The organism is Sphingomonas aerolata (assembly GCF_023935825.1).
Taxonomy (GTDB): domain Bacteria; phylum Pseudomonadota; class Alphaproteobacteria; order Sphingomonadales; family Sphingomonadaceae; genus Sphingomonas; species Sphingomonas aerolata.
This window is the reverse complement of sequence record NZ_CP098762.1, coordinates 3,512,181-3,536,767: the sequence shown is the minus strand read 5'-3', so window position 1 is coordinate 3,536,767 and position 24,587 is coordinate 3,512,181. Positions and strand designations below refer to the sequence as shown.

The 24,587-nt window shown below is 68.2% G+C and carries 24 protein-coding genes; 10 read left to right on the top strand and 14 right to left on the bottom strand.

Going from position 1 to position 24,587, the window contains the following annotated elements; genetic code table 11:
• Positions 1–63: 63 nt before the first annotated feature.
• From NEF64_RS16195 to NEF64_RS16145, 11 genes are all read right to left on the bottom strand, one after another.
• Complete coding sequence (locus NEF64_RS16195) at positions 64–963, bottom strand: hemolysin family protein (protein WP_056409144.1); 900 nt, start codon at positions 961–963, stop codon at positions 64–66.
• A gap of 8 nt (positions 964–971) precedes the next feature.
• Positions 972–1,481, bottom strand: coding sequence for an rRNA maturation RNase YbeY (ybeY, locus tag NEF64_RS16190; protein WP_056409146.1), 510 nt, complete (start codon positions 1,479–1,481; stop codon positions 972–974).
• A gap of 121 nt (positions 1,482–1,602) precedes the next feature.
• Complete coding sequence (locus NEF64_RS16185) at positions 1,603–2,607, bottom strand: PhoH family protein (protein ID WP_056409148.1); 1,005 nt, start codon at positions 2,605–2,607, stop codon at positions 1,603–1,605.
• A gap of 428 nt (positions 2,608–3,035) precedes the next feature.
• Complete coding sequence (gene miaB / locus NEF64_RS16180) at positions 3,036–4,355, bottom strand: tRNA (N6-isopentenyl adenosine(37)-C2)-methylthiotransferase MiaB (RefSeq protein WP_252574141.1); 1,320 nt, start codon at positions 4,353–4,355, stop codon at positions 3,036–3,038.
• A 256-nt stretch (positions 4,356–4,611) separates the two neighbouring features.
• The gene (locus NEF64_RS16175) at positions 4,612–5,139 is read right to left on the bottom strand and encodes a lysophospholipid acyltransferase family protein (RefSeq protein ID WP_252574139.1); all 528 of its coding nucleotides are present in this window, start codon (positions 5,137–5,139) and stop codon (positions 4,612–4,614) included.
• 190 nt (positions 5,140–5,329) lie between these two features.
• Complete coding sequence (locus NEF64_RS16170) at positions 5,330–5,752, bottom strand: Fur family transcriptional regulator (RefSeq protein ID WP_031394622.1); 423 nt, start codon at positions 5,750–5,752, stop codon at positions 5,330–5,332.
• A gap of 75 nt (positions 5,753–5,827) precedes the next feature.
• The gene (locus NEF64_RS16165; protein ID WP_042466253.1) at positions 5,828–6,337 is read right to left on the bottom strand and encodes a GNAT family N-acetyltransferase; all 510 of its coding nucleotides are present in this window, start codon (positions 6,335–6,337) and stop codon (positions 5,828–5,830) included.
• On the bottom strand, positions 6,337–6,969 hold the full coding sequence (tsaB, locus tag NEF64_RS16160; protein WP_056409152.1) for a tRNA (adenosine(37)-N6)-threonylcarbamoyltransferase complex dimerization subunit type 1 TsaB: 633 nt from the start codon (positions 6,967–6,969) through the stop codon (positions 6,337–6,339). The genes NEF64_RS16165 and tsaB overlap by 1 nt, the downstream gene beginning before the upstream one ends.
• Positions 6,970–7,008: 39 nt before the next feature.
• Complete coding sequence (locus NEF64_RS16155) at positions 7,009–7,608, bottom strand: malonic semialdehyde reductase (protein ID WP_056409154.1); 600 nt, start codon at positions 7,606–7,608, stop codon at positions 7,009–7,011.
• Positions 7,608–8,180: a NifU family protein gene (locus tag NEF64_RS16150; RefSeq protein ID WP_031396534.1), complete on the bottom strand. Its 573-nt coding sequence runs from the start codon at positions 8,178–8,180 to the stop codon at positions 7,608–7,610. The genes NEF64_RS16155 and NEF64_RS16150 overlap by 1 nt, the downstream gene beginning before the upstream one ends.
• A gap of 89 nt (positions 8,181–8,269) precedes the next feature.
• On the bottom strand, positions 8,270–9,148 hold the full coding sequence (locus NEF64_RS16145; protein WP_082447046.1) for an aspartyl/asparaginyl beta-hydroxylase domain-containing protein: 879 nt from the start codon (positions 9,146–9,148) through the stop codon (positions 8,270–8,272).
• 152 nt (positions 9,149–9,300) lie between these two features.
• Here NEF64_RS16145 and NEF64_RS16140 point away from each other — a divergent pair, with 152 nt between their 5' ends.
• Together NEF64_RS16140 and NEF64_RS16135 are read left to right on the top strand one after the other, a co-directional pair.
• On the top strand, positions 9,301–12,270 hold the full coding sequence (locus tag NEF64_RS16140; protein WP_056409298.1) for a M16 family metallopeptidase: 2,970 nt from the start codon (positions 9,301–9,303) through the stop codon (positions 12,268–12,270).
• A 151-nt stretch (positions 12,271–12,421) separates the two neighbouring features.
• On the top strand, positions 12,422–12,907 hold the full coding sequence (locus NEF64_RS16135) for a hypothetical protein (RefSeq protein ID WP_031395720.1): 486 nt from the start codon (positions 12,422–12,424) through the stop codon (positions 12,905–12,907).
• Positions 12,908–12,940: 33 nt separating this feature from the next.
• Here NEF64_RS16135 and NEF64_RS16130 read toward each other — a convergent pair whose 3' ends face one another.
• The 3 genes from NEF64_RS16130 to NEF64_RS16120 form a co-directional block, all read right to left on the bottom strand.
• Positions 12,941–14,731, bottom strand: a complete 1,791-nt coding sequence (locus NEF64_RS16130; RefSeq protein WP_056409156.1) for an AMP-dependent synthetase/ligase — start codon at positions 14,729–14,731, stop codon at positions 12,941–12,943.
• 199 nt (positions 14,732–14,930) lie between these two features.
• Positions 14,931–16,679, bottom strand: coding sequence for a gamma-glutamyltransferase (gene ggt / locus NEF64_RS16125; RefSeq protein WP_056409158.1), 1,749 nt, complete (start codon positions 16,677–16,679; stop codon positions 14,931–14,933).
• Positions 16,680–16,770: 91 nt separating this feature from the next.
• Positions 16,771–17,802 carry a quinone-dependent dihydroorotate dehydrogenase gene (locus tag NEF64_RS16120; RefSeq protein ID WP_056409160.1) on the bottom strand — a complete coding sequence of 344 codons (1,032 nt, stop codon included), beginning with the start codon at positions 17,800–17,802 and terminating at the stop codon, positions 16,771–16,773.
• Positions 17,803–18,036: 234 nt separating this feature from the next.
• Here NEF64_RS16120 and NEF64_RS16115 point away from each other — a divergent pair, with 234 nt between their 5' ends.
• The 8 genes from NEF64_RS16115 (at position 18,037) to NEF64_RS16080 (ending at position 24,528) form a co-directional block, all read left to right on the top strand.
• A complete protein-coding gene (locus NEF64_RS16115) occupies positions 18,037–18,465 on the top strand; it encodes an SUF system Fe-S cluster assembly regulator (protein WP_031441060.1) in 429 nt (142 codons plus the stop codon).
• Between the two features lie 124 nt (positions 18,466–18,589).
• A complete protein-coding gene (sufB, locus tag NEF64_RS16110; protein ID WP_056020496.1) occupies positions 18,590–20,080 on the top strand; it encodes a Fe-S cluster assembly protein SufB in 1,491 nt (496 codons plus the stop codon).
• Complete coding sequence (locus NEF64_RS16105) at positions 20,080–20,559, top strand: endonuclease domain-containing protein (protein WP_082447047.1); 480 nt, start codon at positions 20,080–20,082, stop codon at positions 20,557–20,559. Before sufB ends, NEF64_RS16105 begins: the two co-directional genes overlap by 1 nt.
• Before the next feature lie 2 nt (positions 20,560–20,561).
• Positions 20,562–21,305 (top strand): Fe-S cluster assembly ATPase SufC, encoded by a 744-nt coding sequence (sufC, locus tag NEF64_RS16100; RefSeq protein ID WP_031441058.1) that lies wholly within the window; start codon positions 20,562–20,564, stop codon positions 21,303–21,305.
• Positions 21,302–22,378 carry a SufD family Fe-S cluster assembly protein gene (locus tag NEF64_RS16095; protein ID WP_200912210.1) on the top strand — a complete coding sequence of 359 codons (1,077 nt, stop codon included), beginning with the start codon at positions 21,302–21,304 and terminating at the stop codon, positions 22,376–22,378. Before sufC ends, NEF64_RS16095 begins: the two co-directional genes overlap by 4 nt.
• Positions 22,379–22,380: 2 nt before the next feature.
• A complete protein-coding gene (locus tag NEF64_RS16090) occupies positions 22,381–23,589 on the top strand; it encodes a cysteine desulfurase (protein WP_414711862.1) in 1,209 nt (402 codons plus the stop codon).
• Entirely contained in the window at positions 23,586–24,047 is a 462-nt protein-coding gene (locus tag NEF64_RS16085) for an SUF system Fe-S cluster assembly protein (protein WP_031395029.1), read from the top strand. Before NEF64_RS16090 ends, NEF64_RS16085 begins: the two co-directional genes overlap by 4 nt.
• Before the next feature lie 127 nt (positions 24,048–24,174).
• Positions 24,175–24,528, top strand: coding sequence for a HesB/IscA family protein (locus NEF64_RS16080; protein ID WP_031441054.1), 354 nt, complete (start codon positions 24,175–24,177; stop codon positions 24,526–24,528).
• Positions 24,529–24,587 lie beyond the last annotated feature (59 nt).

The following is a 24,587-nucleotide window of genomic DNA, read 5'->3' as shown; positions in this document are numbered from 1 at the left end:
GCCTGCGCGGGAATGACGAAGGGGGGCGGGTCGTGTGTCGGCCGACGCACCGCCCCCTTCGTGTCAGTCGTCGTCCTCTACCAGCACCACCGGGGGGTGGAGGCGGAGGCGGTTGACGCGGCGTTCGTCGGCTTCGGTCACTTCGAGCTTCCAGCCGCTCGGATGATCGACGCATTCGCCGATCTGCGGGACATGGCCTGCGAGCAAGGCGGCGAGACCGCCCAAAGTGTCGATATCACCATCGACCTCGGCGAGCCGCGGGTCGATCAGTTCGGCGGCATCCTCGAGCTCGGCGCGCGCGTCCGCGTCCCAGGCGCCGCCGTCGATCGGCGTCATCAGCACCTGTGGCGCGTCGTCATGCTCGTCCTCGATATCGCCGACGATCTCCTCGATCAGGTCCTCGAACGTGACGAGGCCCTCGGTGCCTGAATATTCGTCGAGCACGATCGTCAGATGGACGTGCTTCTGCCGCATGTCGGCGAGCAGATCGAGCGCGCCGCGCGACATCGGCGCGTAGAGCGGCTCGCGGATCAGCCCGGCGAGCGTCGTCGGATGCTCGGCGCCGGTCGCGAGGATCGTGAAGACGTCCTTGATATGGACCATGCCGATGATCGTATCGAGATTGTCGCGATAGACCGGCAGGCGGCTGTGGCCGGCCTCGGCGAACAGCTTGACGAGGTCGGCGAACGACGTCTCCTCCTCGACCGCGATGATGTCGGCGCGCGGCACGCCGACATCGCCTGCGTCCCGCTCGCTGAAATGCAGCAGGTTGCGGACCATCTGGCGTTCGAGCGGGGTGAGATCGCCCTTGGCATCGGGGGCGGGATCGCCCTCGTGCCGGTCGATCGCATCCTCGAGCTGGTCGCGCAGCGATTCGTCGGGAGCGCCGAAGATCAGGCCTTTCAGCCCGCGCCAGATACTGTCGGTACTATCGCCGTTTCCGGCATTGGGGCCATCGGCCATCGTGGTCGTCAGTCCTCTGTGATGAGATAGGGATCGTGGAGCCCGAGCGCGGCGAGCGCGTCGCGTTCGATCTGCTCCATACCCTCCGCCTCGTCGTCGTCCATATGGTCATAGCCTAGCAGATGCAGCGTGCCGTGCACCATCAGATGCATCGCATGATCCTCGACCGAGATGCTGCGCTCCGCGGCTTCCGCGACGCAGACGCCGTGCGCGAGGATGATGTCGCCGAGCAGCACCTCGCCATCGTCCGAATTCTGCGCGATCGTCTCGAGCAGATCGGCCTGCACCATCGGGAAGGACAGGACGTTGGTCGGCTTGTCCTTCTGGCGATATTGCTTGTTGAGCGTGTGGACCTCGTCGTCGGACGCGAGCCGGAACGAGATCTCGACCGTGGCGGCGCCGGTCAGCAGCTGGCCGTGCGGGGTGCGTTCGATCGCCGCGGTCGCGGCGCGCTGGGCAAGGCCGTCCCAGTCCTGGTCGGGCCAGGGAGCCTCCGAAGAGAGCGCGATTTCGAGCATGCGGGTCCTTCCGGCGGAAACGTCAGGACGAAATCATTACACAGGTGGCAAAGTTCCGCACCCCTTACGGTATGCGGACGGCCCGGCGGCTATCCCAGGACGTCCGGGATAGCCGCGGGGATCAGGCGTCGCTGCCCTCATAGGCTTCGACGACGCGGCCGACGATCGGGTGGCGGACGACGTCGCCGACGGTGAAGCGGCACATCGAGATGCTCTCGACCCCCTCCAGCCGGCGGACCGCGTCGGCCAGACCCGAGGCGGCGACGCCGCCGGGGATGTCGACCTGCTTGGGATCGCCGCAAATCACCATCCGGCTGTTCTGACCGAAGCGGGTGAGGAACATCTTCATCTGCGCGGGCGTGGTGTTCTGCGCCTCGTCGAGGATGACGAACGCGTCGGCCAGCGTGCGGCCGCGCATGAAGGCGATCGGCGCGACCTCGATCTCGCCGCTCGCGATGCGGCGTTCGACCTGCTCGGCGGGGAGGCAGTCGTAGAGCGCATCGTACAAGGGACGGAGATAGGGATCGACCTTCTCCTTCATGTCGCCGGGGAGGAAGCCCAGCCGCTCGCCCGCCTCGACCGCGGGGCGCGACAGGATCAGGCGCTGGACGCTGCCGGTGATGAGCTGCTGGACCGCCTGTGCGACCGCGACATAGGTCTTGCCGGTGCCTGCTGGCCCGAGCGCGAAGATCATGTCGTTGTTGGTCAGCTCGCGCATGTAATGCGCCTGTGCCGGCGTGCGCGGGACGATCGTCTTCTTGCGCGTGCGGATCATAATCGGCGGAGCAGCGCCGCCGCCGGCATCGGCGCGGATGATGCCTTCGAGCACGGGTTCGTCCGCCATCGCGATCGACGCGTCGACGAGGCCGGTGTCGACATCCTCGCCGCGCTGGATCCGGGCGTAGAGATCGTGGAGCACGTCGCGCGCCTTGGCGACCTGTTCCGCGGTGCCCTCCAGACCAATCTTGTTGCCGCGCGCGGTGATGTACACACCGAGGCGGTTTTCGAGCGCTACCAGATTCTGGTCGTACTGGCCGAAGAGCCGGACGAGGAGTTGGGGCTTGTCGAACAGCAGTTCGACTCGGGCGCGGTCACCGGACTGGGCGGGAACGGGTTTACGGCTCATGCGGTCCTTTCGGGGGCAGACGTGTCGGATCGGTGATTGGGTATGGTCGGGCCGGCACGCATCACGCCTGGGATGGCGTTCGACCAGAGATGAGCATGAGAGCCCGCGCGTTCAAGCGGCACCGGGGCGCCTGGCTGGCGATGATTCGAGTCGCGTGGGCGAAGCTGCATCGAGGGGGAGTGTGGCAGGGGATTCGGGTGTGGGACAGCGGTAGTTTTGGTGTGGTGTGCGAAGGCTGATTGGCGTTGCCTGAAAGCCTCAGCGGGTGGGCGGGGCGCGCGCAATTGCCACGATCACCATACCACCCCGGCGGAGGCCGGGGCCCAGTTGGGAAGGTCGATGTAACGGAGGATCGTCCGTCGTTATGCCCGTCCCCCAACTGGGCCCCGGCCTTCGCCGGGGTGGTGGTAAAAGGTGGGGGCGGTTTTTCAGGCGGCCTGCGCGATGCGTTCGATGCCCGTCAGCGAATTGGGCCCGGCCGCCGCGAGCGTGACCTCCACCAGATCGCCGATCGCGTGGTCGCCGATCAGGTGGACCGATTGCAGCCAGGGCGACTTGCCGATCAGCTGGCCGGGGAGCTTGCCGGGGCGTTCGAGCAGCACGGTGCAGGTGCGGCCGACGGTGGCGGCGTTGAACGCGTGCTGGTCGCGGTTGAGCGCGGCCTGGAGGCGCTGGAGACGCTCGTCCATCACAGCCTCGGGGACCTGCTCGACGATCGCGGCGGCGGGGGTGCCGGGGCGCGGGCTGTATTTGAAGCTGTAGGCCTGCGCATAGCCGACCGCGTCGACCAGGCTCAGCGTGTCCTCGAATTCGGCATCGGTCTCGCCGGGGAAGCCGACGATGAAGTCGCCCGACAGCGCGATGTCGGGGCGCACCGCGCGGACGCGGTCGAGCATGCGGAGATAGGAGTCGCGAGTGTGGCTGCGGTTCATCGCCTTGAGCACGCGGTCGCTGCCCGCCTGGACGGGAAGGTGGAGGAACGGCATCAGGCTCTCGACGTCGCGGTGCGCGTCGATCAGCCCCTGCGTCATGTCGTTGGGGTGGCTGGTGGTGTAGCGGATCCGCGCAAGACCGGGGATGCGATCGAGGTCGCGGATCAGGTCGTGGAGGCCGCGCTCATCCTCGCTCCAGGCGTTGACGTTCTGGCCGAGCAGCGTGATCTCGCGCGCGCCTGCGTCGACCAGGGCCTTGGCCTCGTCGACGATCGCCGCGAAGGGCCGGCTGATCTCGGCGCCGCGGGTATAGGGGACGACGCAATAGGTGCAGAACTTGTCGCAGCCTTCCTGCACGGTCAGGAACGCGGACGGCGCGACCTTGCGGCGGGTCGGGAGCGCGCCGAACTTCGACAGCAGCGGCATGTCGGTGTCGAGCGACGGCGTGCCCGCCGCGGCCTTTGCGACGAGGTCGGGGAGGTTGTGATAGGCCTGCGGGCCGACGACGACGTCGACCTTGGCGCGGGTGAAGATCTCCTGACCCTCGGCCTGCGCCACGCAGCCGGCGACCGCGATCATCGGCGTCTTGCCGTTCTTGCGCAGCTGATCCTTGCGCAGCCGGCCGATGTCCGAATAGACTTTTTCGGTCGCGCGCTCGCGGATGTGGCAGGTGTTGAGCACGACGATGTCGGCATCGACCGCATCGGCCTGGGTCAGCCCGTCGGCGGCCATCAGTTCGGCCATGCGCTCGCCGTCATAGACGTTCATCTGGCAGCCGAACGACTTGACGTGATAGGTCTTGGGTTTCGAGGTCATGCGCGCGCCGTACCAAATTTGTGTGCGTGGGGGGAGGGGCGTCTTCGGGGGTGGTGTCCGAGGGTGTCTCCCGGGCACCAAGAGTAGCTCCCCGGCACCAAGGGTACCTCCCCGGCGGAGGCCGGGGTCCAGTTGGGGGACGTTGCTGACTTAGGGCAGCGCTTTGTTACTGCGACCTTGCCAACTGGGCCCCGGCCTTCGCCGGGGTGGTGTTTGAGGGCTGGGAGGGGGCAGCGCGCTCCCCCTTACAGTACAGTTAGAGGGCTTCGATGCGGCGGCGGGCTTCGGTGGCGATGGCTTTGCGGTTGCCGTGGTCGGCAGGGGCGAAGGGTTCGGCGAAGTGGAGGGTCGCGACGAAGCTGCCGCGGCGTTTCAGGACGCGGGCGGCGTGGTGCTGGCCGGGTTCGTCGCCGACCCAGGCGAGCTCGTGCGTGGCGGGGCCATAGTCGATGCGGACCGGCTGGACGCGGACGCCGGGCGGGGGCGGGTCGAGCGCGGCGAGCAGCGCGGCCTTGAAGGGGAGGAGCGTGACGCCGTCGCCGGTGGTGCCCTCAGGGAAGAGCGTAACGGGCCAGTCGCGCGCGAGCGTGTCGCGAAGCTGCGCGATCTGCGCGGTCACCGCCATGCGATCGGCGCGGCTGACGAAGATGGTCGCGTTCAGCGTGCAGAGCCAGCCGACCAGCGGTACGCCGCGCAACTCGGCCTTGGCGATGAACGCGGTGCCGGTCGCGCCCGACAGCAGCAGGATGTCGATCCAGCTGAGATGATTGGCGACGAACACCACGTCATGGCGCAGCGGCGTGCCGACGATCCGTCGCCGCGCGCCGACGATCCGGCCGACCAGCCCGAGAAAGCGCGGCGGCCAGGGCGATCGCCGGCCGAACAGCCGCCACAGCCCGTGGACCGGCAGCGCGATCAGCAGCGCGATCAGCAGCGCCGCGAGCCGCGCGACGAGACGCAGGCGCCCGATCGGATCAGTCCTTGCGGGTCAGCGCGACGCCGTAGAGTTCCATGCGGTGATCGACGAGCCGGAAGCCGAGCTTCTCGGCGATCGCCTTCTGAAGCTGCTCAAGCTCGGGATCGACGAATTCGATCACCTTGCCGCTCTCGACGTCGATCAGATGGTCGTGATGCGCCTCGGGCGCGGGTTCGTAGCGCGCGCGGCCGTCACCGAAATCGTGACGGTCGAGAATGCCTGCCTCCTCGAAGAGACGCACGGTGCGATAGACGGTCGCGATCGAGATGCCGGGGTCGATCGCCGAGGCGCGCTCATAGACCTTTTCGACATCGGGATGATCATCCGCTTCCGACAGGACGCGCGCGATGACGCGGCGCTGCTCGGTAATGCGCAGGCCCTTCTCGTTACAGAGGGCTTCCAGATCGATCTTGCGCGGCATGTGTCATTCCCTTGGTAAACCCCCATGTAGGCGGTTAACGCTGTTGCGAAAAGGGATAGTGACTCGCAATAAGCCTCAGCTGCCGATCGCGCGCGAATAGGTGTGCGCGTCATGCGCCACCCCCGACCGGCCACGGTAATAGGCACGGCGTTCGCCGACCTTGGCAAAGCCATGCGCGGTGTAGAGTTCGACGGCCTCATTGCCCGCGCGGACCTCGAGATGCAGCGTGGCGACGTTCGCGGCGATGCAGTCGGCGATCACCGCGCCGACCAGCGCGGTGCCGATGCCGCGGCGGCGCGCATCGGTCGCGACCGCGATCAGCAACAGCTCCGCCTCGTCGAGCACGGTTCGCGTCATCGCGAAGCCCGCGGGACGATCGTCGACAAAGGCGAGGACGAGCTGGATGCCGGGCAGCGCGAGCACGCCGAGGCACTGGGTGCGCGTCCACGCCTCGCCATACGCGGGGTCGAACGCGTCGCCCATCAGCGCGTCGACGATGGCGAGGTCGCGCGCGTCGCCCGCGCGCAGCACGACCGCGGACGCCGCGTCTTCGTCGGAGGGCGGGGGCACGGCGCGGGTCGCCATCAGCGCGGCACCGCCGGACGGACCGCGGCAGGCTTCGCATCGGGCGCGCGGCCATAGATCGGGACGGGCGGCAGCGCGGTGAGCGTCTCGGGCAGCAGGATCGCGGCGCCCGCATCGGGCAGCGCCTCGGTCAGGTCGAGATCATCGGCGAGCGCGGCGAGCCAGCGCACGCCATTGCCGACCGCGCGCCGCCCCGCCAGCGCCGCGAGCGCCGCGTCGGGCTTCAGCGACACCATGTCGGTGCGCGGCGACAGATCGGCGGCAAAGCACTGCATGAAGACCTCGCCATGCCCGCCCTCTAAAACTACTGCAATATCATCGGTTAAGCGATCGTCGAATCCCGCCGCGGCGACCAAAGGCAGCGACGAGAAGCCGGTGACCGTCGCCGACCAGCCGAGTGCCAGCCCGCGCGCGGCGGCGATGCCGACGCGGACGCCGGTGAAGCTGCCGGGGCCGACATCGACGAGGATGCGGTCGGCGCGGCCGCCGCCGGGGAGCGCGGCGATCATCGGCACGAGCCGTTCGGCATGGCCGCGCCCGACGACGTCATGCGTGCGCGCGACGATCACGCCATCATCGGCGAGCGCGACCGAACAGGCGGCGGTGGACGTCTCTATGATCAGCGTACGCATATCTTTAGTCCCTCTCCCCTCCGGGAAGAGGGCGTCATGTCAGGCGATGCTGTTGAACTTCGCGAAGTCGGGGCGTGGCGACCTGGCGAAGATCGTCGCGGGATCGCCATAGCCGAGCGTCGCGATGAAGTTAGTGCGGACCGCAGGCGTGTCGGCGAAGAACGCGGCATCGACCTTGTCCGCGTCGAACCCCGACATCGGTCCGGTGTCGAGCCCGAGCATCCGCGCAGCGATGATGAAATAGGCGCCCTGCAGCGTCGAATTGCGGAACGCGGAGGTCGCGCGCAGTTCGGCACTGCCCGTGAACCAGGACTTCGCATCGGCGTGCGGAAACAGTTCGGGCAGATGCTCGTGAAATTCGGTGTCCATGCCGATGATCACCGAGACGGGGGCGTTCAGGATCTTGGGCTGGTTCTGCGCGCTGCACGCGTCGGCAAGCTTCTGCTTGGACTCGTCGCTGACGCACCAGACCAGCCGCGCGGGCAGCTGGTTGGCGGACGTCGGACCCCATTTCATCAGATCCCAGATCGCGTGCAGATCGGCCGTCGCGACCGGGCGGTCGGTATAGCCGTTATAGCTGCGCGCCTCACGGAAGACCGCGTCGAGCACGGCGTCGGGCTGGGGACCGCGCGGGGTCATCAGACGGCGCGCACTTCGGTGACTTCGGGGACGTAATATTTCAGCAACTGCTCGATGCCGTTCTTGAGCGTCGCGCTCGACGAGGGGCAGCCGGCGCATGCGCCCTGGAGCTGGAGGAACACCTTGCCCTTATCGAAACCGCGATAGACGATGTCGCCGCCGTCATTCGCGACTGCGGGGCGGACGCGCGTCTCGATCAGGTCGCGGATCTGCGCGACGATATCGGCATCGGCGGGGTCGTCGGTCAGCACGGTATCGTCGGACGGCACCGAGAAGCCTGCGCTCGCGGGGCGGAACAGCGGCATCGCAGCGGAGAAGTGGTCGAGCATGATCGCCAGCACGTCGGGCTTCAGATCCGACCAGGCGACGCCGGGCGCGGCGGTCACCGAGACGAAGTCGCGCCCGAAGAACACGCCGGTCACGTCGCCGAGCCGGAAGATCGCATCGGCGAGCGAACTCGCCTCCGCCTCCTCGGGGGTGGCGAAGTCGCGGGTGCCGGACTCCATGACGGTGCGTCCCGGCAGGAACTTCAACGTCGCGGGGTTCGGGGTGGATTCCGTTTCGATCAGCATGGGGTGCATGTGGCGACGGGGGGCGGAGGGATCAAGCAAACTCTTCTTTGCCGCATCGTACAGGCGGTGCGCCTCGCATGGCGCACGGGTCAGACGTCGAGCTGTTTCACCGCGGCGTTCCAGTCGCCGATGTTGCGGACCGCGTCCTGGACGAAGGCCGAGCGGCGGACGACGTTCAGGAAGGCGTCGGCGATCCACTTGCCGGGATTGCGCAGTGGCCGTTCGAACTGGATGAGCAGGACGACGCGCGTGCCGCTCGTGTCGTTCCAGACCGCGTGATTATAGGTGTCGTCGAACACCAGGGTCTCGCCCTCCGACCAGCGCACGGTGCGGTCGTGGACGCGCATCCGGACGTCGCCGTCGCGCGGCACGATCAGGCCGAGGTGACAGGTGATCAGCCCCTTGGTCACGCCGCGATGCTCGGGGATGTGCGTGCCGGGCGCGAGGATCGAGAAGAAGGCGCTGTTGAGGCCGGGAATCTGCGCGACGAGATCACGCGTCCGCGGGCAGCGCACCAGATTCTCGTCGATCGGATAGCCATAGCCCCAGAGGAAGAACGAGCGCCACTTGTCGATCTCGGCGATCGCGCGGTGATCGGGCGAGATCGTCGCGAGACTGGGCGAGGCCTCGCCGCGCAGCGCGACCGCGACCGCCTCGTCACGGATATCGCGCCAATGCTCGCGCAGCAGCTGCGTCCAGGCGAAGTCGCGGACGTCGAGCACCGGGTCGTTCGAGACGAGCGACGAGCTCGCGATCAGCCGGTCGAACACGCCGCGGAGATGCTTGCCGACGCGGATGATCAGCGGCCGGCCGGGTTCCGCCGCGAGCGGCGCGCCGGGCCGGGGCGCACCCGAAATGACCGTCAGATCGGGGGTGCGGTGGGGGGTGCTGCGGTGATCACGACCAGAATTTCGCCACATTGCCGGACCCGTCGCGGTCCCGGTCTTCGCCCTGACTTCGGCTTGCATTCGCACTCCACTCTTCGTCGTTCGCTCGTACCGCGCGCCCGTATCCGCGCTTGCAGGTGATTGAGATAGCGCGGCTATGGGACGAAATGATGGCGCCGGACGCGCGACGGCACGGCGCTGGCGGTCGGCGGCCGGGGGCGCTACAGGACGGCATGGCGTTTACCCCCCGCGCGCTCGGCGCTCCCGTCTTCCTGTCGCTCGTGCTGTGCCTGGCGATCCCTGCCATCGGCCAATCGGGGACGCGGCCCGCGTCTCGCGCCAAGCCGCCCGCGGCGGCACCTGCTGCACCCGTCCAGCCGCAGACCGTGGCGATGCCCGGCGAGGCGCCGACCCTGCCCGGGCTGCCCGGCATCGACACGACCGCGTGGCTGTACAAGGGCAGCGATCTCACCCGCGACCCCGAGTGGAAGTTCGGCACGCTGCCCAACGGGCTGCGCTTTGCCGTGCGCAAGAACGGCGTTCCGCCGGGTCAGGTGTCGGTCCGCGTGCGCGTCGATGCCGGATCGCTGAACGAGAGCGATGCCGAGCGCGGCTATGCGCATTTCATCGAGCATCTGTCGTTCCGCGGCTCGAAATACGTCCCCGACGGCGAGGCCAAGCGCGTCTGGCAGCGGTTCGGCGCGACGTTCGGATCGGATACCAACGCGCAGACCACGCCCGTCTCGACGACGTACAAGCTCGACCTGCCCTCGGCGAGCGAGGCGGGGCTCGACGACAGCCTGAAGATCCTGTCGGGGATGATGGAGCAGCCGGTGCTGACCGATGCGACGGTCACCGCCGAGCGCCCGGTGGTGCTCGCCGAACAGCGCGAGCAGCCCGGACCCCAGGTGCGGATCGGCGATGCGATCCGGTCGACCTTCTTCGCCGGCCAGCCGCTCGCGGACAGGTCGCCGATCGGCAGCATCAAGACGCTCGAGGCGGCGACCGGCGCGAGCATCAAGGCGTTCCACGATCGCTGGTACCGGCCCGAGAACACCGTCGTCATCATTTCAGGTGACATGGACCCGGCGCTGTTCGGACGGCTGATCGTCAAGAACTTCGCGGACTGGAAGCCGGTCGGCGCGTTCACCGCGGCGCCCGATTTCGGCAAGCCCGATCCCGCCGCCCCCGCCGCACAGGCGATCGCCGAGCCGTCGCTGCCCGCGGTCGTCACGCTCGGCGTGGTCCGGCCCTGGGTGTACAAGGACGACACCGCGATCATGAACCAGACGCGGCTGGTCGACGTGCTGGCGACGCGGCTGATCAGCCGGCGGCTCGAGACGCGCGCGCGCGCCGGTGGCAGCTATCTCCAGGCGGGGGTGTCGATCGACGACGTGTCGCGGTCGGCGAACCTGACCAGCGTCAACATCGTGCCGATCGGGACCGACTGGGAAGCGGCGCTGAAGGACGTGCGCGCGGTGATCGCCGACGCGCAGACCAATGCGCCGAGCCAGGCCGAGGTCGACCGCGAATATGCCGATTTCGACACGATCATGCGTACCCAGGTCGAGACCGCGCGGGTCGAGGCGGGCGCGCGCCAGGCCGACGACATGGTCGGTGCGCTCGACATCCGCGAGACCGTCGCGGGACCCGAGACGTCGTACAAGATCCTGCAGGACGCCAAGGCGAAGGGCATGTTCACCCCCGCCACGCTGCTCGCGGCGTCGAAGCGGATCTTCGAGGGGACCGCGACGCGCGCGCTGGTCAACACGATCACGCCTGACCCCGCCGCTGTGGCCAAGCTCGAGACCGCGCTGAAGGCCGATGTCTCGGGTCTCGCGGGGCTGCGTCGCCAGCAGAATGCGGTGACGTTCGCCGCGCTGCCGACGCTGGGCAAGCCCGGCGTCGTGGCGTCGCGCGAAAAGATCGCCGCGTTCGACATGGAGCAGGTGACCTATGCCAATGGCACCCGCCTGCTGCTGTTCCCCAATACGGGCGAGACCGGCCGCGTCTATGTCCGCGTCCGGTTCGGGCGCGGTTACAGCGCGATCCCGGCGAACAAGCCGAGTCCGGCCTGGGCGGGCGACCTCGCGCTGGTCGCGGGCGGGATCGGCAAGCTCGATCAGGGCGATCTCGATCAGCTGACCGCCGGGCGTCGTATCGGCCTCGACTTCGGGATCGACGACGACGCGTTCACGCTGGGCGCGCTGACCTCGCCTGCGGATTATGCCGACCAGCTGACGCTGATGGCCGCCAAGCTCGCTTTCCCGGCATGGGATGCGGCCCCGGTCGCGCGGGCGCGGGTCGCGGCGCTGGCGGCGTTTGCGGGCTATGGGTCGTCGCCCGACGGCGTGCTGTCGCGTGATCTGGAGAAGCTGTTGCGTGCGGGCGATCCGCGCTGGGGCACGCCGTCGCGCGAGTCGGTCGAGGCGCTCAACGCCAAGGACTTCCGCAAGTTCTGGGAGCCGCTGCTCAAGACCGGGCCGATCGAGGTGTCGGTGTTCGGCGACGTGAAGAGCGAGGAGGCGATCGCCGCGGTCGCCAAGAGCTTCGGCGCGATCGCCGCGCGCTCCGCGTCGACCGCGGTGGCGGCGCCGGTGCGCTTCCCCGCGCATGTCGCGACCCCGGTGATGCGCACGCATACCGGCCCGCAGAACCAGGCGGCGGCGGTCATCGCCTGGCCGACCGGGGGCGGGATCGAGGCGATCACGGAGAGCCGTCGCCTCGACGTGCTGGCGCAGGTGTTCGCCGACCGGCTGTTCGAGCGGCTCCGCCAGGCGGCGGGCGCGAGCTACAGCCCGAACGTGCAGAGCCAGTGGCCGACCGGGATGAACAGCGGCGGTCGCCTCGTCGCGATCGGCCAGGTCGCGCCGGAAAAGGTCGCGTTCTTCTTCGAGACCGCGCGCAAGATCGCCGCCGAGCTCGTCTCGACGCCGATCGCGGATGACGAGCTGCAGCGGATCAAGCGGCCGATGGGGCAGTATATCATGCGCGCCTCGACCGGGAACCAGTTCTGGATGCAGCAGCTCGGCGGGGCGACCTATGACCCGCGGCGGATCGACGCGACCAAGCGGATCGCCGAGGATCTGGTGTCGACGACGCCGGCCGACCTGCAGGCGGTCGCGGCAAAATATTTGCGCCCCGACCGCGACTGGACGATGGCGGTGGTGCCCGCCGCGGTGCCCAAGCCGGCGGCGAAATAAGCGGACCGGGAGGGCGCGTGCCGGTCGGTGCGCGCCCTTCGCCGAAGAAAATTTCCTCGCGCAACGTCGGGCGGCGGGGATCGATCCGCACCACCGGATCGATCGTCATGCTGCGGGCGTTTGAGCCTGATTCATACCCGGGAGTGTATTGATGAAGAAGACGTGGTTAGCGCTGGCGGTTGCCGGCGGATTGGGCGTGTCCGCCTGTTCGGGCGCGGCGTCGACCGATGCGGTCGATAACAATGCCATGAGCACTGCGGGCGTATCGCTGCGCAATCTGGGCGAAACCGAGGTCGCAGCGCCAGCGCCGCCCGCGCTGACGGTCAAGGGCGACCTGATCCCGACCCCGTCGGATACCGCCTCGCGCTATTTCCTGCTGCGCGAGCGCCGGGCGATCGGCGGCACGGTGATCGCGATCATCCGCCAGGAACATGCCGGCCGCGTCGCCTATGCCCGCACCGAAGTCGATTGCGAGCGTCGTCTGTTCCATGTCCTGGGCGTCGCGCCGCGCCGTTCGCTGGTCGAGACGAGCATCGCCTATGACGGTCCGTTGCGGCCGATCGCCGGGCTGCCGCTGCGCGAGGAGCTGGCGACCTATGTCTGCAAGCGCAGCAACCTTCCGCTGGGCGCAGCCTGAGGGGGCGGGGGGCCCGATGCGGCCCCCCGTTCGTCAGCCCTTGAGGTAGAGCGCGTCGAGCCGGCCGCCGTAAGCCTGGCGAATGACGTGGCGGCGGATCTTGAGGCTGGGCGTCAGCTGTTCGTTCTCGATCGTGAACGGCCCGTCCGCCAACACGAAGCGGCGGACGCGTTCGGTGACGGTCAGATCCTTGTTCACGCGTTCGATCGCGTGACCCAGCGCGGTCCGGAACTCGCTGTTCTCGGCCAGCCTGCTGAAATTGCACGCATCGCCGTTCGACGCGCACCATTGCTGCGTCCATTCGGGATCGGGCACGATCAGCGCGACCATATAGGGGCGCTTGTCGCCGGCGATCATCGCCTGGACGATCTCGGGCTGGAGCGTCAGCATCCCCTCGATCTTCTGCGGGGCGACATTGTCGCCCTTGTCGTTGATGATCAGGTCCTTCTTGCGGTCGGTGATGCGGATGCGACCCTGCGCGTCGATCTCGCCGACGTCGCCGGTGTGCAGCCACCCGTCCTTCAGCACCTTCGCGGTCTCGGCGTCGTTGCGCCAATAGCCGTGCATGACGAGCTCGCCGCGGACCAGGATCTCGCCATCCTCGGCGATCCGTACCTCGGTATCCTTGAGCGGCGGGCCGACCGAATCCATCCGCACGCCCGCCTTGGGGCGGTTGCACGAGATGACGGGCGCGGCCTCGGTCTGGCCATAGCCCTGGAGGAAGGTGAGGCCGATCGATTCGAAGAACAGCCCGACCTCCGGGTTGAGCGGCGCGCCGCCCGAGATCATCGCCTTCAGCCGGCCGCCGAACTTCTTCGCGATCTTGGGCTTGAACAGCGTCGCGACGGCGGCCTGCGCCGGCCGGTCGATCAGGCGGAGCTTGCCGGCATAGCGCCTGGCGCCGATGTCGAGCGCGCGGGCGAGCAGATAGGCCGACGCGCCGCCCTGTTTCTCGATCGTCTTCGAGATGCGCGTGCGCAGCACCTCGAACAGGCGGGGGACGACGAACATGATCGTCGGGCGCGTCTCCTCGATGTTCGCGGCGAGCTTTTCGAGGCCTTCGGCATAATAGATCTGGCCGCCCAAGGAGATCGGGAAATGCTGGCCGCCGGTATGTTCATAGGCGTGGCTCAAGGGGAGGAACGACAGGAAGACCTCGTCGTCCCAGCCGAAATCCTCCGAGATGACCGCGGCGCAGCCTGCGCAATTGTGCAGGATCGCGCCGTGATGCTGCATCACGCCGCGCGGCGCGCCGCCGGTGCCCGAGGTGTAGATGATGCAGGCGAGATCGTCGCGGGTGAAGGTCGCGCGCGCCGCCGCGGTCTCGGGCTTCGTCGGGTGCGCGGCGATCAGCGCGTGCCAGTTGTGGAAGTCGATCGCGGCGGGGACTCGCATGTCCTCGAGCCCGATCACGATCTGCGCCTGGTTCGAGCGCAGGACGGCGGGGAGCACCGTCTTCGCCAGCTTCGCGGTCGAGACGATGATCGCGCAGGCGCCCGCATTCTCGATGATGTGGAGGTGATCGCGTTCGGTGTTGGTGACATAGGTCGGCACCGTCACGCAGCCCGCCGCCATGATCGCAAGGTCGCTGAGGCACCATTCGGGGCGGTTCTCGCTGACCAGCATCACCCGGTCGCCGCGTTTGAGCCCGATCGCGGTGAGGGCCGTGGCGAGGCTCGCCACCTGTCGCGCGGCGTCGGCCCAGCTGGTCGCCACCCAGGCGCCGCTCTGCTTGGTCCAGAGGAACGGTGAGTCGCCCCTTTCCGCGGCGCGCGCGAAGAACATGGTGACGAGGTTGGGAAAGGGTTCGAGCTGGCGGGGCATGGTCTCTCCTGGGGCGCTCTTGCGAGCTGTGTCCCCTCGCGGGGCCGCTCGGTCTTTGGTGCGGTATAGTCTGCTAACGGTCCGTCGTCATTCCCGCGGAGGCGGGAACCCATATTGGCTGACCGGCCTGTGGGATCACCGACGTCAGCGCCAATGGATCCCTGCCTGCGCGGGGATGACGACAAAGGGGCGGGGCATGCTATTCCGGTGCGCGCTGGAGGGCGCCGACGCGCTGGATCTGGGTCACGGTGCCGTCCTGCGCGATTCCGACGCCTTCGCTGCGCGGATCCGCCGCGCCGACCCAGCGGCCGTTCACCCGCTCGACCGCGTTCGCCTTGAGGCCGAGCGCGGTGACCTGCACCGTCTCGCCGAGCGCCTGAAGCGCGGGGATCATCGCCTCGCGCTCGGTGCCCTTCTCGACCGCGGCGACATGGCCGGGCGCGTAGATCAGGCCGAGCGCGATCGAATCCTGCGCGGACAGTTTCCAGTCGACGACGCCGATGATCGCCTTGGCGACCTGCGCGATGATCGTCGAGCCGCCCGCGGCGCCGACCGCGAGCCGGACCTTGCCGTCGGGGCCGTAGACGATCGTCGGCGACATCGAGCTGCGCGGGCGCTTGCCGCCCTCGACGCGGTTGGCGACGAGATAGCCGCCCTTTTCGGGCACGGTGTCGAAGTCGGTGAGCTGGTTGTTGAGCACGGTGCCGTCGACGGTCAGCCCCGAGCCGAAATAGCCCTCGACCGTGGTCGTCACCTCGACGACGTTGCCGCGTGCATCGGCGACCGCGAGGTCGGTGGTGCCGGGGACTTCGCTGACCGGGGCGGATTGCCGGGCCGGGGCGCCGGGGGGCGAGCCTGCGCTGACGCTGGCCATCGTCGTGGTGGGCTGGATCAGTGCCGAGCGTGAGGCGAGATAGGCGGGGTCGAGCATGCCCTTGACCGGCACCGACACGAAATCGGGATCGCCGACATAGAGGTCGCGGTCGGCATAGGCGAGCCGCGAGCTTTCGGCGAACAGGTGCCACGCCTGCGGACTGTCCTTGCCGAGCTTGGCCATGTCGAAGCGTTCGAGCTGTTTCAGGATCATCAGCACGGTGATGCCCCCCGAGGAGGGCGGGCCCATGCCGCAGATGCGGTGGACGCGGTAGGTGACGCAGACCGGCGCGCGGGTCTTCGCGTCATAGCTGGCGAGGTCGCCGGTCGTCATCTTCGACGGGTTGCGCGCGGCTGTGTTGACCGTGGTGACGATCTTCTGTGCCTCGGGTCCGACATAGAAGCTGTCGGCGCCGCGGGCGGCGATCCGCTGGAGCAAGGCAGCCTGGGCGGGATTCCTGATCATCGCGCCGATCGCGACGGGCGATCCGTCGGGGGCGGAGAAGAGCGTGCGCGTTTCGGGCGTGATGTGGCCGCCATAAGCCTTCATCCCGTTGACGAGCCGCGGCGACGCCTTGAAGCCGGTGGTCGCGAGCCGGATCGCGGGGTCGAACAGCCGCGCCCAGGGGAGCCTGCCCGACGCGCGGTGCGCGAGCGCCATGCCGCGCAGCGCGCCGGGGACGCCGACGCTGCGACCGCCGGGGACCGCGTCGCGGTGGCTGAGCGGGGTGCCGTCGGCGGCGTAGAACCAGCGCGGATCGGCGGCGGCAGGCGCCTTTTCGCGAGCGTCGATCGTGCTGAGCCCGCCATTCGCCGCGTGGCTGACCCAGAAGCTGCCGCCGCCGATGCCCGAGCTTTGCGGCTCGACGACGTTGAGCGCGAGCATCGTCGCGATCGCCGCATCGGTCGCGCTGCCGCCCGCGCGCAGGATCTCGACCCCCGCCTCGGCGGCGCGGGGGTCGGCGGCGCTGACCATGCCCTGATCCTTCGCCGGGGCGGGGGTGGGGGCGGTCCGGCGGGCTTCGGCGGTGGCGGTGGGGAGGAGGAGGGCGAGCGCTAGGAGGGGAGTCTTCATCGCGTGCGAACCTAGCGCGGATCGGGTGCGAGGCAAGGCGTCCGCCGCAAACTCGCCGTCATCCCAGCTTTTGCCGGGATGACGAAATGTGTCAGCGGGCGTCGACGCCGATCGCGTCGGCGATGGTGGCAAAGCCGTCGCGGGTGAGCAGCGCGTCGAGCTCGCGCAGCATCCGTGCGGGGAGGCCGGGGCCTTCATACACCAGCGCCGTGTAGAGCTGGACGAGGCTCGCGCCCGCGCGGAGCCGGGCATAGGCTTCCGCACCGCTGCCGATGCCGCCGACCGAGATCAGCGGGATCGCCGCGCCGGTCGCCTTGCGGAAGTCGGTGAGGCGCTGGCGGGCGAGGGGGGCGAGCGGGGCGCCGGACAGGCCGCCGGTCTCCATCGCGTTCGCCGAGCGCAGGCCGGGGCGGCCGATCGTCGTGTTGTTGACGATCAGCGCGTCGATCCGGTTGTCGATCGCGGCGCGGGCGATGTCGTCGATGTCCGCGGGCTCGAGGTCGGGCGCCACCTTGAGGAAGATCGGCGTGGTGCCCTTGGCGGCGGTGCAGGCGGCGAGCAGGTCGCGCAGTGCTGCGCCATGTTGCAGGTCGCGCAGGCCAGGGGTGTTGGGCGAGCTGATGTTGATCGTGATGTAATCGGCGTGCGGCGCGGCGCGGGTGACGCCGTGGACGTAATCCGCGGTGCGATCGGTCGCGTCCTTGTTCGCGCCGACATTGATGCCCAGCACGCCCTTGCCGCGCGCATGGGCTTTCGCACGGTCGAGCGCCGCGTCGAGGCCGCCATTGTTGAAGCCGAGGCGGTTGATGACCGCGCGGTCTTCGGGGAGGCGGAAGATGCGCGGCTTCGGGTTGCCGGGCTGGGGCAGGGGGGTGAGCGTGCCGATCTCGACGCTGCCGAGCCCGAGCCCGAAGAACCCGTCGATCGCGCGACCGTCCTTGTCGACGCCGGCGGCAAGGCCGACCGGGTTGGGGAAGGCGATCCCCGCCACGCTGGTCGCAAGCCGCGGGACGGATGGCGCGAGCGGCGTGCCCGCCTTGCCCCATGCGGCGAGCGCGGCGATCGTCAGGCCATGCGCGCGTTCGGCGTCGAGGCGGAAGAGAAGCGGGTGGTAGAAGGCCATGCGCGCTCTTACCCAGATCGGCTGGGGCGGCCAAACCCTTCTTCCGTCATTCCCGCGCAGGCGGGAATCCATCCGTCCGCAGGGGCAAAAGGTAGAGTGGATTTCCGCCTCCGCGGGAATGGCGAAATGGACTCAGTTGCGAGTCGTTAGCACTGGCGGACGGGTTGACGCTGCCCGTCGCAAAGCCCATTTGTCAATCGGATCATATCGGTCCGATTGGACTCACAAGCCACCATGCGTCTTTCCAGCCTAGCCGACTATGCGGTCGTGATGATGAGCGCCGCGGCGCGTCATTGCGGTGGTATCGCACGGCTGAACGCGACGCTGCTGAGCGAGGAGACTGGCGTGCCGCTGCCGACGGTGCAGAAGCTGGTCAGCCGGTTGTCGGCGGCGGGGCTGATCGAGAGCACGCGCGGGACCGGCGGCGGCTTCCGCCTGTCGCGGCCGCCCGCGTCGATCTCGCTCGCCGACATCATCGAGGCGGTCGAAGGCCCGATCGCGCTGACCGCATGCGTCGACGGTGCGGCGCAGGATTGCTGCATCGACCAGACGTGCAAGGTGAAGCCGCACTGGAACGCGGTCAACGGCGCAGTCCGCGGCGCGCTCGCCGGCGTGACGCTCGCCAGCCTTTTGCAAGTCCCGAATTCGCCGGTGCCCGCATGACGCGTGCAGCGACTTACCCCTTTCTCCGCGATCTCTGCGCCTCCGCGCGCAAAATCTCATATTCGCGCAGAGACGCAGAGATCGCAGAGTTTTTAGAGAGCCGCGTTGCGGCGGAGATGGAATGATGGCTACCCGGAACGCAGAGGCCTATGCCGCCGCGAACAAGACGTACGAGTGGGGCTTCTCCTCGGACATCGAACAGGAATTCGCGCCCAAGGGGCTGTCGGAAGACACGGTGCGCTTCATTTCCGCCAAGAAGGGCGAACCGCAGTGGATGCTCGACTGGCGGCTGAAGGCGTTCGCGCTGTGGCAGACGATGGAGGCACCCGACTGGTCGAAGCTCAACGTGCCGCCGATCGATTATCAGGACGCCTATTATTACGCGGAGCCCAAGGCGAAGCCGAAGCTGGGGAGCCTCGACGAGGTCGATCCCGAGATCCTGCGCGTCTACGAAAAGCTCGGCATCCCGATCGGCGAGCAGAAGATGCTCGCGGGCGTGGTCGAGGATCCGCTGAACGAGGACGGCACCCCCAAGCGCCGCGTCGCGGTCGACGCGGTGTTCGACAGCGTCTCGGTCGCGACCACGTTCCGCAAGGAGCTCGAGGCCGCGGGCGTGATCTTCCGGTCGATCTCCGAGGCGATCAAGGAATATCCCGATCTCGTGCGGAAGTGGCTCGGCAAGGTCGTGCCGCAGCGTGACAATTACTTCGCGACGCTGAACTCGGCGGTCTTCTCCGACGGCACGTTCGTCTACATCCCCGAGGGCGTCCGCTGCCCGATGGAGCTGTCGACCTATTTCCGGATCAACGCCGAGAATACCGGCCAGTTCGAACGTACTCTGATCGTCGCCGACAAGGGGTCGTACGTCTCCTATCTCGAGGGCTGCACCGCGCCGATGCGCGACGAGAACCAGCTGCACGCGGCGGTCGTCGAACTCGTCGTGCTCGACGATGCGGAGATCAAGTACTCGACCGTGCAGAACTGGTATCCGGGCGACGAGAACGGCGTCGGCGGGATCTACAATTTCGTTACCAAGCGCGCGCTGTGCCAGGGCAAGAACTCGAAGGTCAGCTGGACGCAGGTCGAGACCGGCAGTGCGATCACATGGAAATATCCGTCGTGCGTGCTGGCGGGCGACGGCTCGGTCGGCGAATTCTATTCGGTCGCGGTGACGAACAATCGCCAGCAGGCCGATACCGGCACGAAGATGATCCACCTCGGCAAGAACACGCGCTCGACGATCGTGTCGAAGGGGATTTCGGCCGGGCGGTCGGACAACACCTATCGCGGGCTGGTGCGCGTCGCACCGACCGCGGAGGGCGTGCGCAACTTCACCCAGTGCGACAGCCTGCTGCTCGGCGACCAGTGCGGCGCGCATACCGTGCCGTATATCGAGGTCCGCAACCCGTCCGCGCAGATCGAGCATGAGGCGACGACGTCGAAGATCTCCGAGGACCAGCTGTTCTACGCGATGTCGCGCGGGCTGGATGCGGAGGCGGCGGTCGCGCTGATCGTGAATGGTTTCGCGCGTGAAGTGCTGCAGCAGCTGCCGATGGAGTTTGCGGTCGAAGCGCAGAAGCTGCTCGGGATTTCGCTGGAAGGCTCGGTCGGCTGATGCTGGCGGCGCAGGACACCGATCGGCGCCTCAACTCCCCTCCCCTTCAGGGGAGGGGCCGGGGGTGGGGGCTCTCCGCGAACGCGATCGCGGCGTTGCATGACCGCGCTGCCGACATGCGCCGCAACCCCACCGAACCCGAGAAGCGCGTCTGGCGTATCCTGTCCAGTTCGCAGCTCTCAGGCCGCAAGTTCCGCCGCCAGGCCGTGCTGCCGCCGTTCATCGCCGACTTTCTCTGCCCGTCCGAGGCACTGATCGTCGAGGTTGATGGTGACACTCATGACGGTGCCAAGGACCGGCTGCGCGACGATCTCCTGCTGACGCGGGGATATCGCACGGTGCGCGTGACCAATTTCGACGTGATGACGAATATCGAGGGCGTCGCGCATGCGATCGCCTCTGCTTTTAACGAAGGGTCGGCGCCCGCTGCCAGCCCCCACCCCAACCCCTCCCCTGAAGGGGAGGGGCTAGAAAGATGACGATGCTGAAAATTGAAAACCTTCATGCCGAGATCGACGGCAAGGAAATCCTCAAGGGGCTCTCGCTCGAGGTGAATGCGGGTGAGGTGCACGCGATCATGGGGCCGAACGGCGCGGGCAAGTCGACGCTGGGCTATGTGCTCGGCGGGCGGCCCGGTTACGAGGTCACGTCGGGCTCGGTGACGTTCGACGGCGTCGACCTGCTCGAGCTCGAGGCGCATGAGCGCGCCGCGGCGGGCGTGTTCCTCGGCTTCCAGTATCCGGTCGAGATCCCCGGCGTGTCGAACGTCCAGTTCCTGCGCGAGGCGTTGAACGCGCAGCGCGCGACGCGGGACGAGAAGGCGCTGTCGGGCGGTGAGTTCCTGAAGCTCGCGCGCGGGCAGGCGGATCTGCTCGGCATGGACTACGACATGCTCAAGCGGCCGGTGAATGTCGGCTTTTCGGGCGGCGAGAAGAAGCGCAACGAGATGGTGCAGATGGGCATCGTCAACCCGAAGTTCGCGATCCTCGACGAGACGGATTCCGGCCTCGACATCGACGCGCTGCGCGTCGTCGGCGACGGCATCAACCGCATCATGCGCGCGCCCGACAAGGCGGTGCTGCTGATCACGCATTACCAGCGGCTGCTCGATTATGTGGAGCCGGACTTCGTCCATGTCCTCGCCGACGGGCGCATCGTCCGCTCGGGCGGCAAGGAACTCGCGCAGCAGCTCGAGAGCGAAGGCTATGTGGGGATCGCCGCATGACGATGCTGCTCGACCTTCCCTCGACGCGCGAGGAGTCGTGGCGCTGGGGTGATCCGGCGGCGATTGCGGCGGCGGCGGGGTTGCCGCGCGGTGAGGCGCTGGCGGGCGCGTGGTTCCTCGAGCTCGAGGGGGCGCGGGCGGTATTCGTCGATGGCGTGCTCGACGAGGGTCGCAGCGATCTTCGGCATGTCGCGATCGCGCCGCTCGAGGGTGGCACGCACGTGCTGGGCGCGCGGACGACCGGCCATGGCTGGTCGTTGCGCGTCGAGGCGCACGCTTCGGCCGAGCTGATCCAGATCGTCCATATCGCGACCGGCGGCGAGAACCATGTTCCCGCCGAGATCATCCTCGCGGACGGCGCGCAGGCGTCGGTGGTCGAGACCTATGTCGGGACCGGCTGGTCGAACCGGTCGACGCGGATGACGCTGGGCGCGGGCGCGAAGCTGACGCGTGCGGTGCGGTTGCTCCAGACCGCCGGCTTCGTGTCGGTGCGCGACGAGGCGGATGTCGGTGCGGGGGCGAGCCTGATCGTGACGATGCTCGGCGCGGGCGATGCGGGGACGCGGATCGATGGCGCGATCACCGTGTCGGGCGACGATGCGTTTGCTGAATATGGCGGCGCCCTGCTGACCCGGCGCGACCAGCGGCAGGAATGCGCGCTGTCGGTGCGGCATGCTGCGCTCAACGGGCAGAGCAAGCAGATCTGGCGCGCGGTCGCGGCGGACACGTCGACCGCGAGCCTTGCGGCGCGCGTCGAGGTGGCACGCGATGCGCAGAAGACCGACGGCGTGCAGTCGCTGCGCGGGTTGCTGCTCAAGCGGACCGCGACGGTCAATCTGAAGCCCGAGCTCGAGATCTTCGCCGACGACGTGAAGTGCGCGCACGGCGCGACGGTCGGCGAGCTCGACCAGCGCGCGCTGTTCTACATGCAGAGCCGCGGCATCCCGCATGCCAAGGCGCAGGCGCTGCTGACGCGTGCGTTCGTCGGCGATGCGTTCGCGCAGATCGCGGACGAGACGGTGCGCGATGCGTTCGTCGCGGACGCGGATGCGTGGCTGGAGGCAGCGCTGTGACCCTGACGCTCGAAACTCGCCCGCTCGACCGGGTGTCGGACTTTCCGGCTATTCCCGAGGGCTGGGCGTATCTCGATACCGCCGCCACCGCGCAGAAGCCGCAGCCTGTGGTCGACGCGATCACGCGCGCTTATGGCGAGACCTATGCGACCGTGCACCGCGGCGTGTACCAGCGCTCGGCCGACATGACGGTCGCGTACGAGGCGGCGCGGCGGGCGGTGGCGCGGTTCATCGGTGCGGGATCGCCCGACGAGATCGTGTTCGTGCGCGGCGCGACCGAGGCGATCAACCTGGTCGCGACCTGCTGGGCGGGGACCCAGCTGAAGGCGGGCGACCGCATCCTGCTGTCGATGCTCGAGCATCATTCGAACATCGTGCCGTGGCAGATGATCGCCGAGGCGCGCGGTGTCGCGATCGACGTGCTGCCGCTGACCGCGGACCACTGCATCGATCTCGACGCGATGGAGCGGATGATCACGCCCGCGCATAAGCTGGTCGCGCTCGGCCATGTGTCGAACGTGCTCGGCTCGGTGCTCGACGCGAAGCGCGCGACGGAGATCGCGCATTCGGTCGGCGCGAAGATCCTGCTCGACGGCTGCCAGTCGGTGCCGCGGATCGCGGTCGACGTGACGGCGATCGGCTGCGATTTCTACGTGTTCTCGGGGCACAAGCTGTACGGTCCGACCGGGATCGGCGTGCTGTGGGCAAAGCCCGCGCTGCTCGACGCGATGCCGCCCTATCAGGGTGGCGGGTCGATGATCGACAAGGTGTCGTTCGCGAAGACGACGTACGCGCCGGCGCCGGGACGGTTCGAGGCGGGAACGCCGCATATCGTCGGCGCGCTCGGGCTGCATGCGGCGATCGATTATGTCGAGAGCATCGGGCTCGGCGCGATCCATGCGCACGAGACCGCGCTGGTCACCGCGACGCGCGAGGCGCTGTCGGGGATCAATTCGGTGCGGCTCTACGGGCCGGCGGATTCGGCCGGGATCGTCTCGTTCACGATCGAGGGGGTTCATCCGCACGACATCGGTACCATATTGGACGAAGAGCGCGTCGCGATCCGGGCGGGCCATCATTGCGCCCAGCCGCTGATGGAGATGCTGGGCGTCGAGGCGACAGCACGGGCGAGCTTCGGTGTCTATAACGGCCCTGCTGACGTGGATGCGCTGGTGCGCGGTATCGCGCGAGTAACGAGGATATTTGGATGAGCGATCGGTTCGAGATCGAGGAAGTCGAGGCGGTGCAGTCGCCGCCCAAGGCGCGTGTCGTGCTCGACACCGACGGCGATGCGGAGCGCAAGCGTGACTATCTCGCCGGGTTCCTGGCGCAGAAGCCGCAGGTGGACTCCCCCGGCGAACCGGGTGGTGCGGTCTATGATGCGATCATCGACGCGCTGAAGGACATCTATGATCCCGAGATCCCGGTGAACATCTATGACCTGGGGCTGATCTACGGCGTCGAGGTGACCGAGGACGGGCATGCGGTCGTCACGATGACGCTGACCACGCCGAACTGTCCGGTCGCGGAATCGATGCCGATGGAGGTCGAGATGCGCGTCGGTGCGGTGCCGGGTGTCGGTGTCGCCGAGGTGAACCTGGTCTGGGATCCGGCGTGGGATCCGCAGAAGATGTCCGACGAGGCGAAGCTCGAACTGGGCATGCTGTGACGACTTGCCCCTCCCCTTCAGGGGAGGGGACGGGGGTGGGGCCTCACCGCGAGCGCGCGATCCGGTCGGGCGCCCCACCCCAACCCCTCCCCTGAAGGGGAGGGGCTTTAGATGGAAGGAACGAGCCATGGCGACGACATTACGAGCACGGCCCGCGGCGCTGAACCTGACCGCGACCGCGCATGCGCGGATCGCGGACCTGATGGCGCGTGCGCCGGAGGAGTCGATCGGGGTCAAGCTGTCGACACCCAAGCGCGGCTGTTCGGGGCTCGCCTATTCGGTCGATTATGTGAGCGAGGCCAAGCCGTTCGACGAGCGGATCGACACGCCCGGCGGCACGCTGTTCGTCGATGGCGGGTCGATATTGTACCTGATCGGCTCGACGATGGACTGGGTCGAGGACGACTTCACGGCCGGGTTCGTGTTCCAGAACCCGAACGCCAAGGGTGCGTGTGGGTGCGGGGAGAGCTTCACGGTTTGAGCTGACGGGGCGTCCGCCTCCGAATCCTTGATCGTCATCCCCGCGGAGGCGGGGATCCA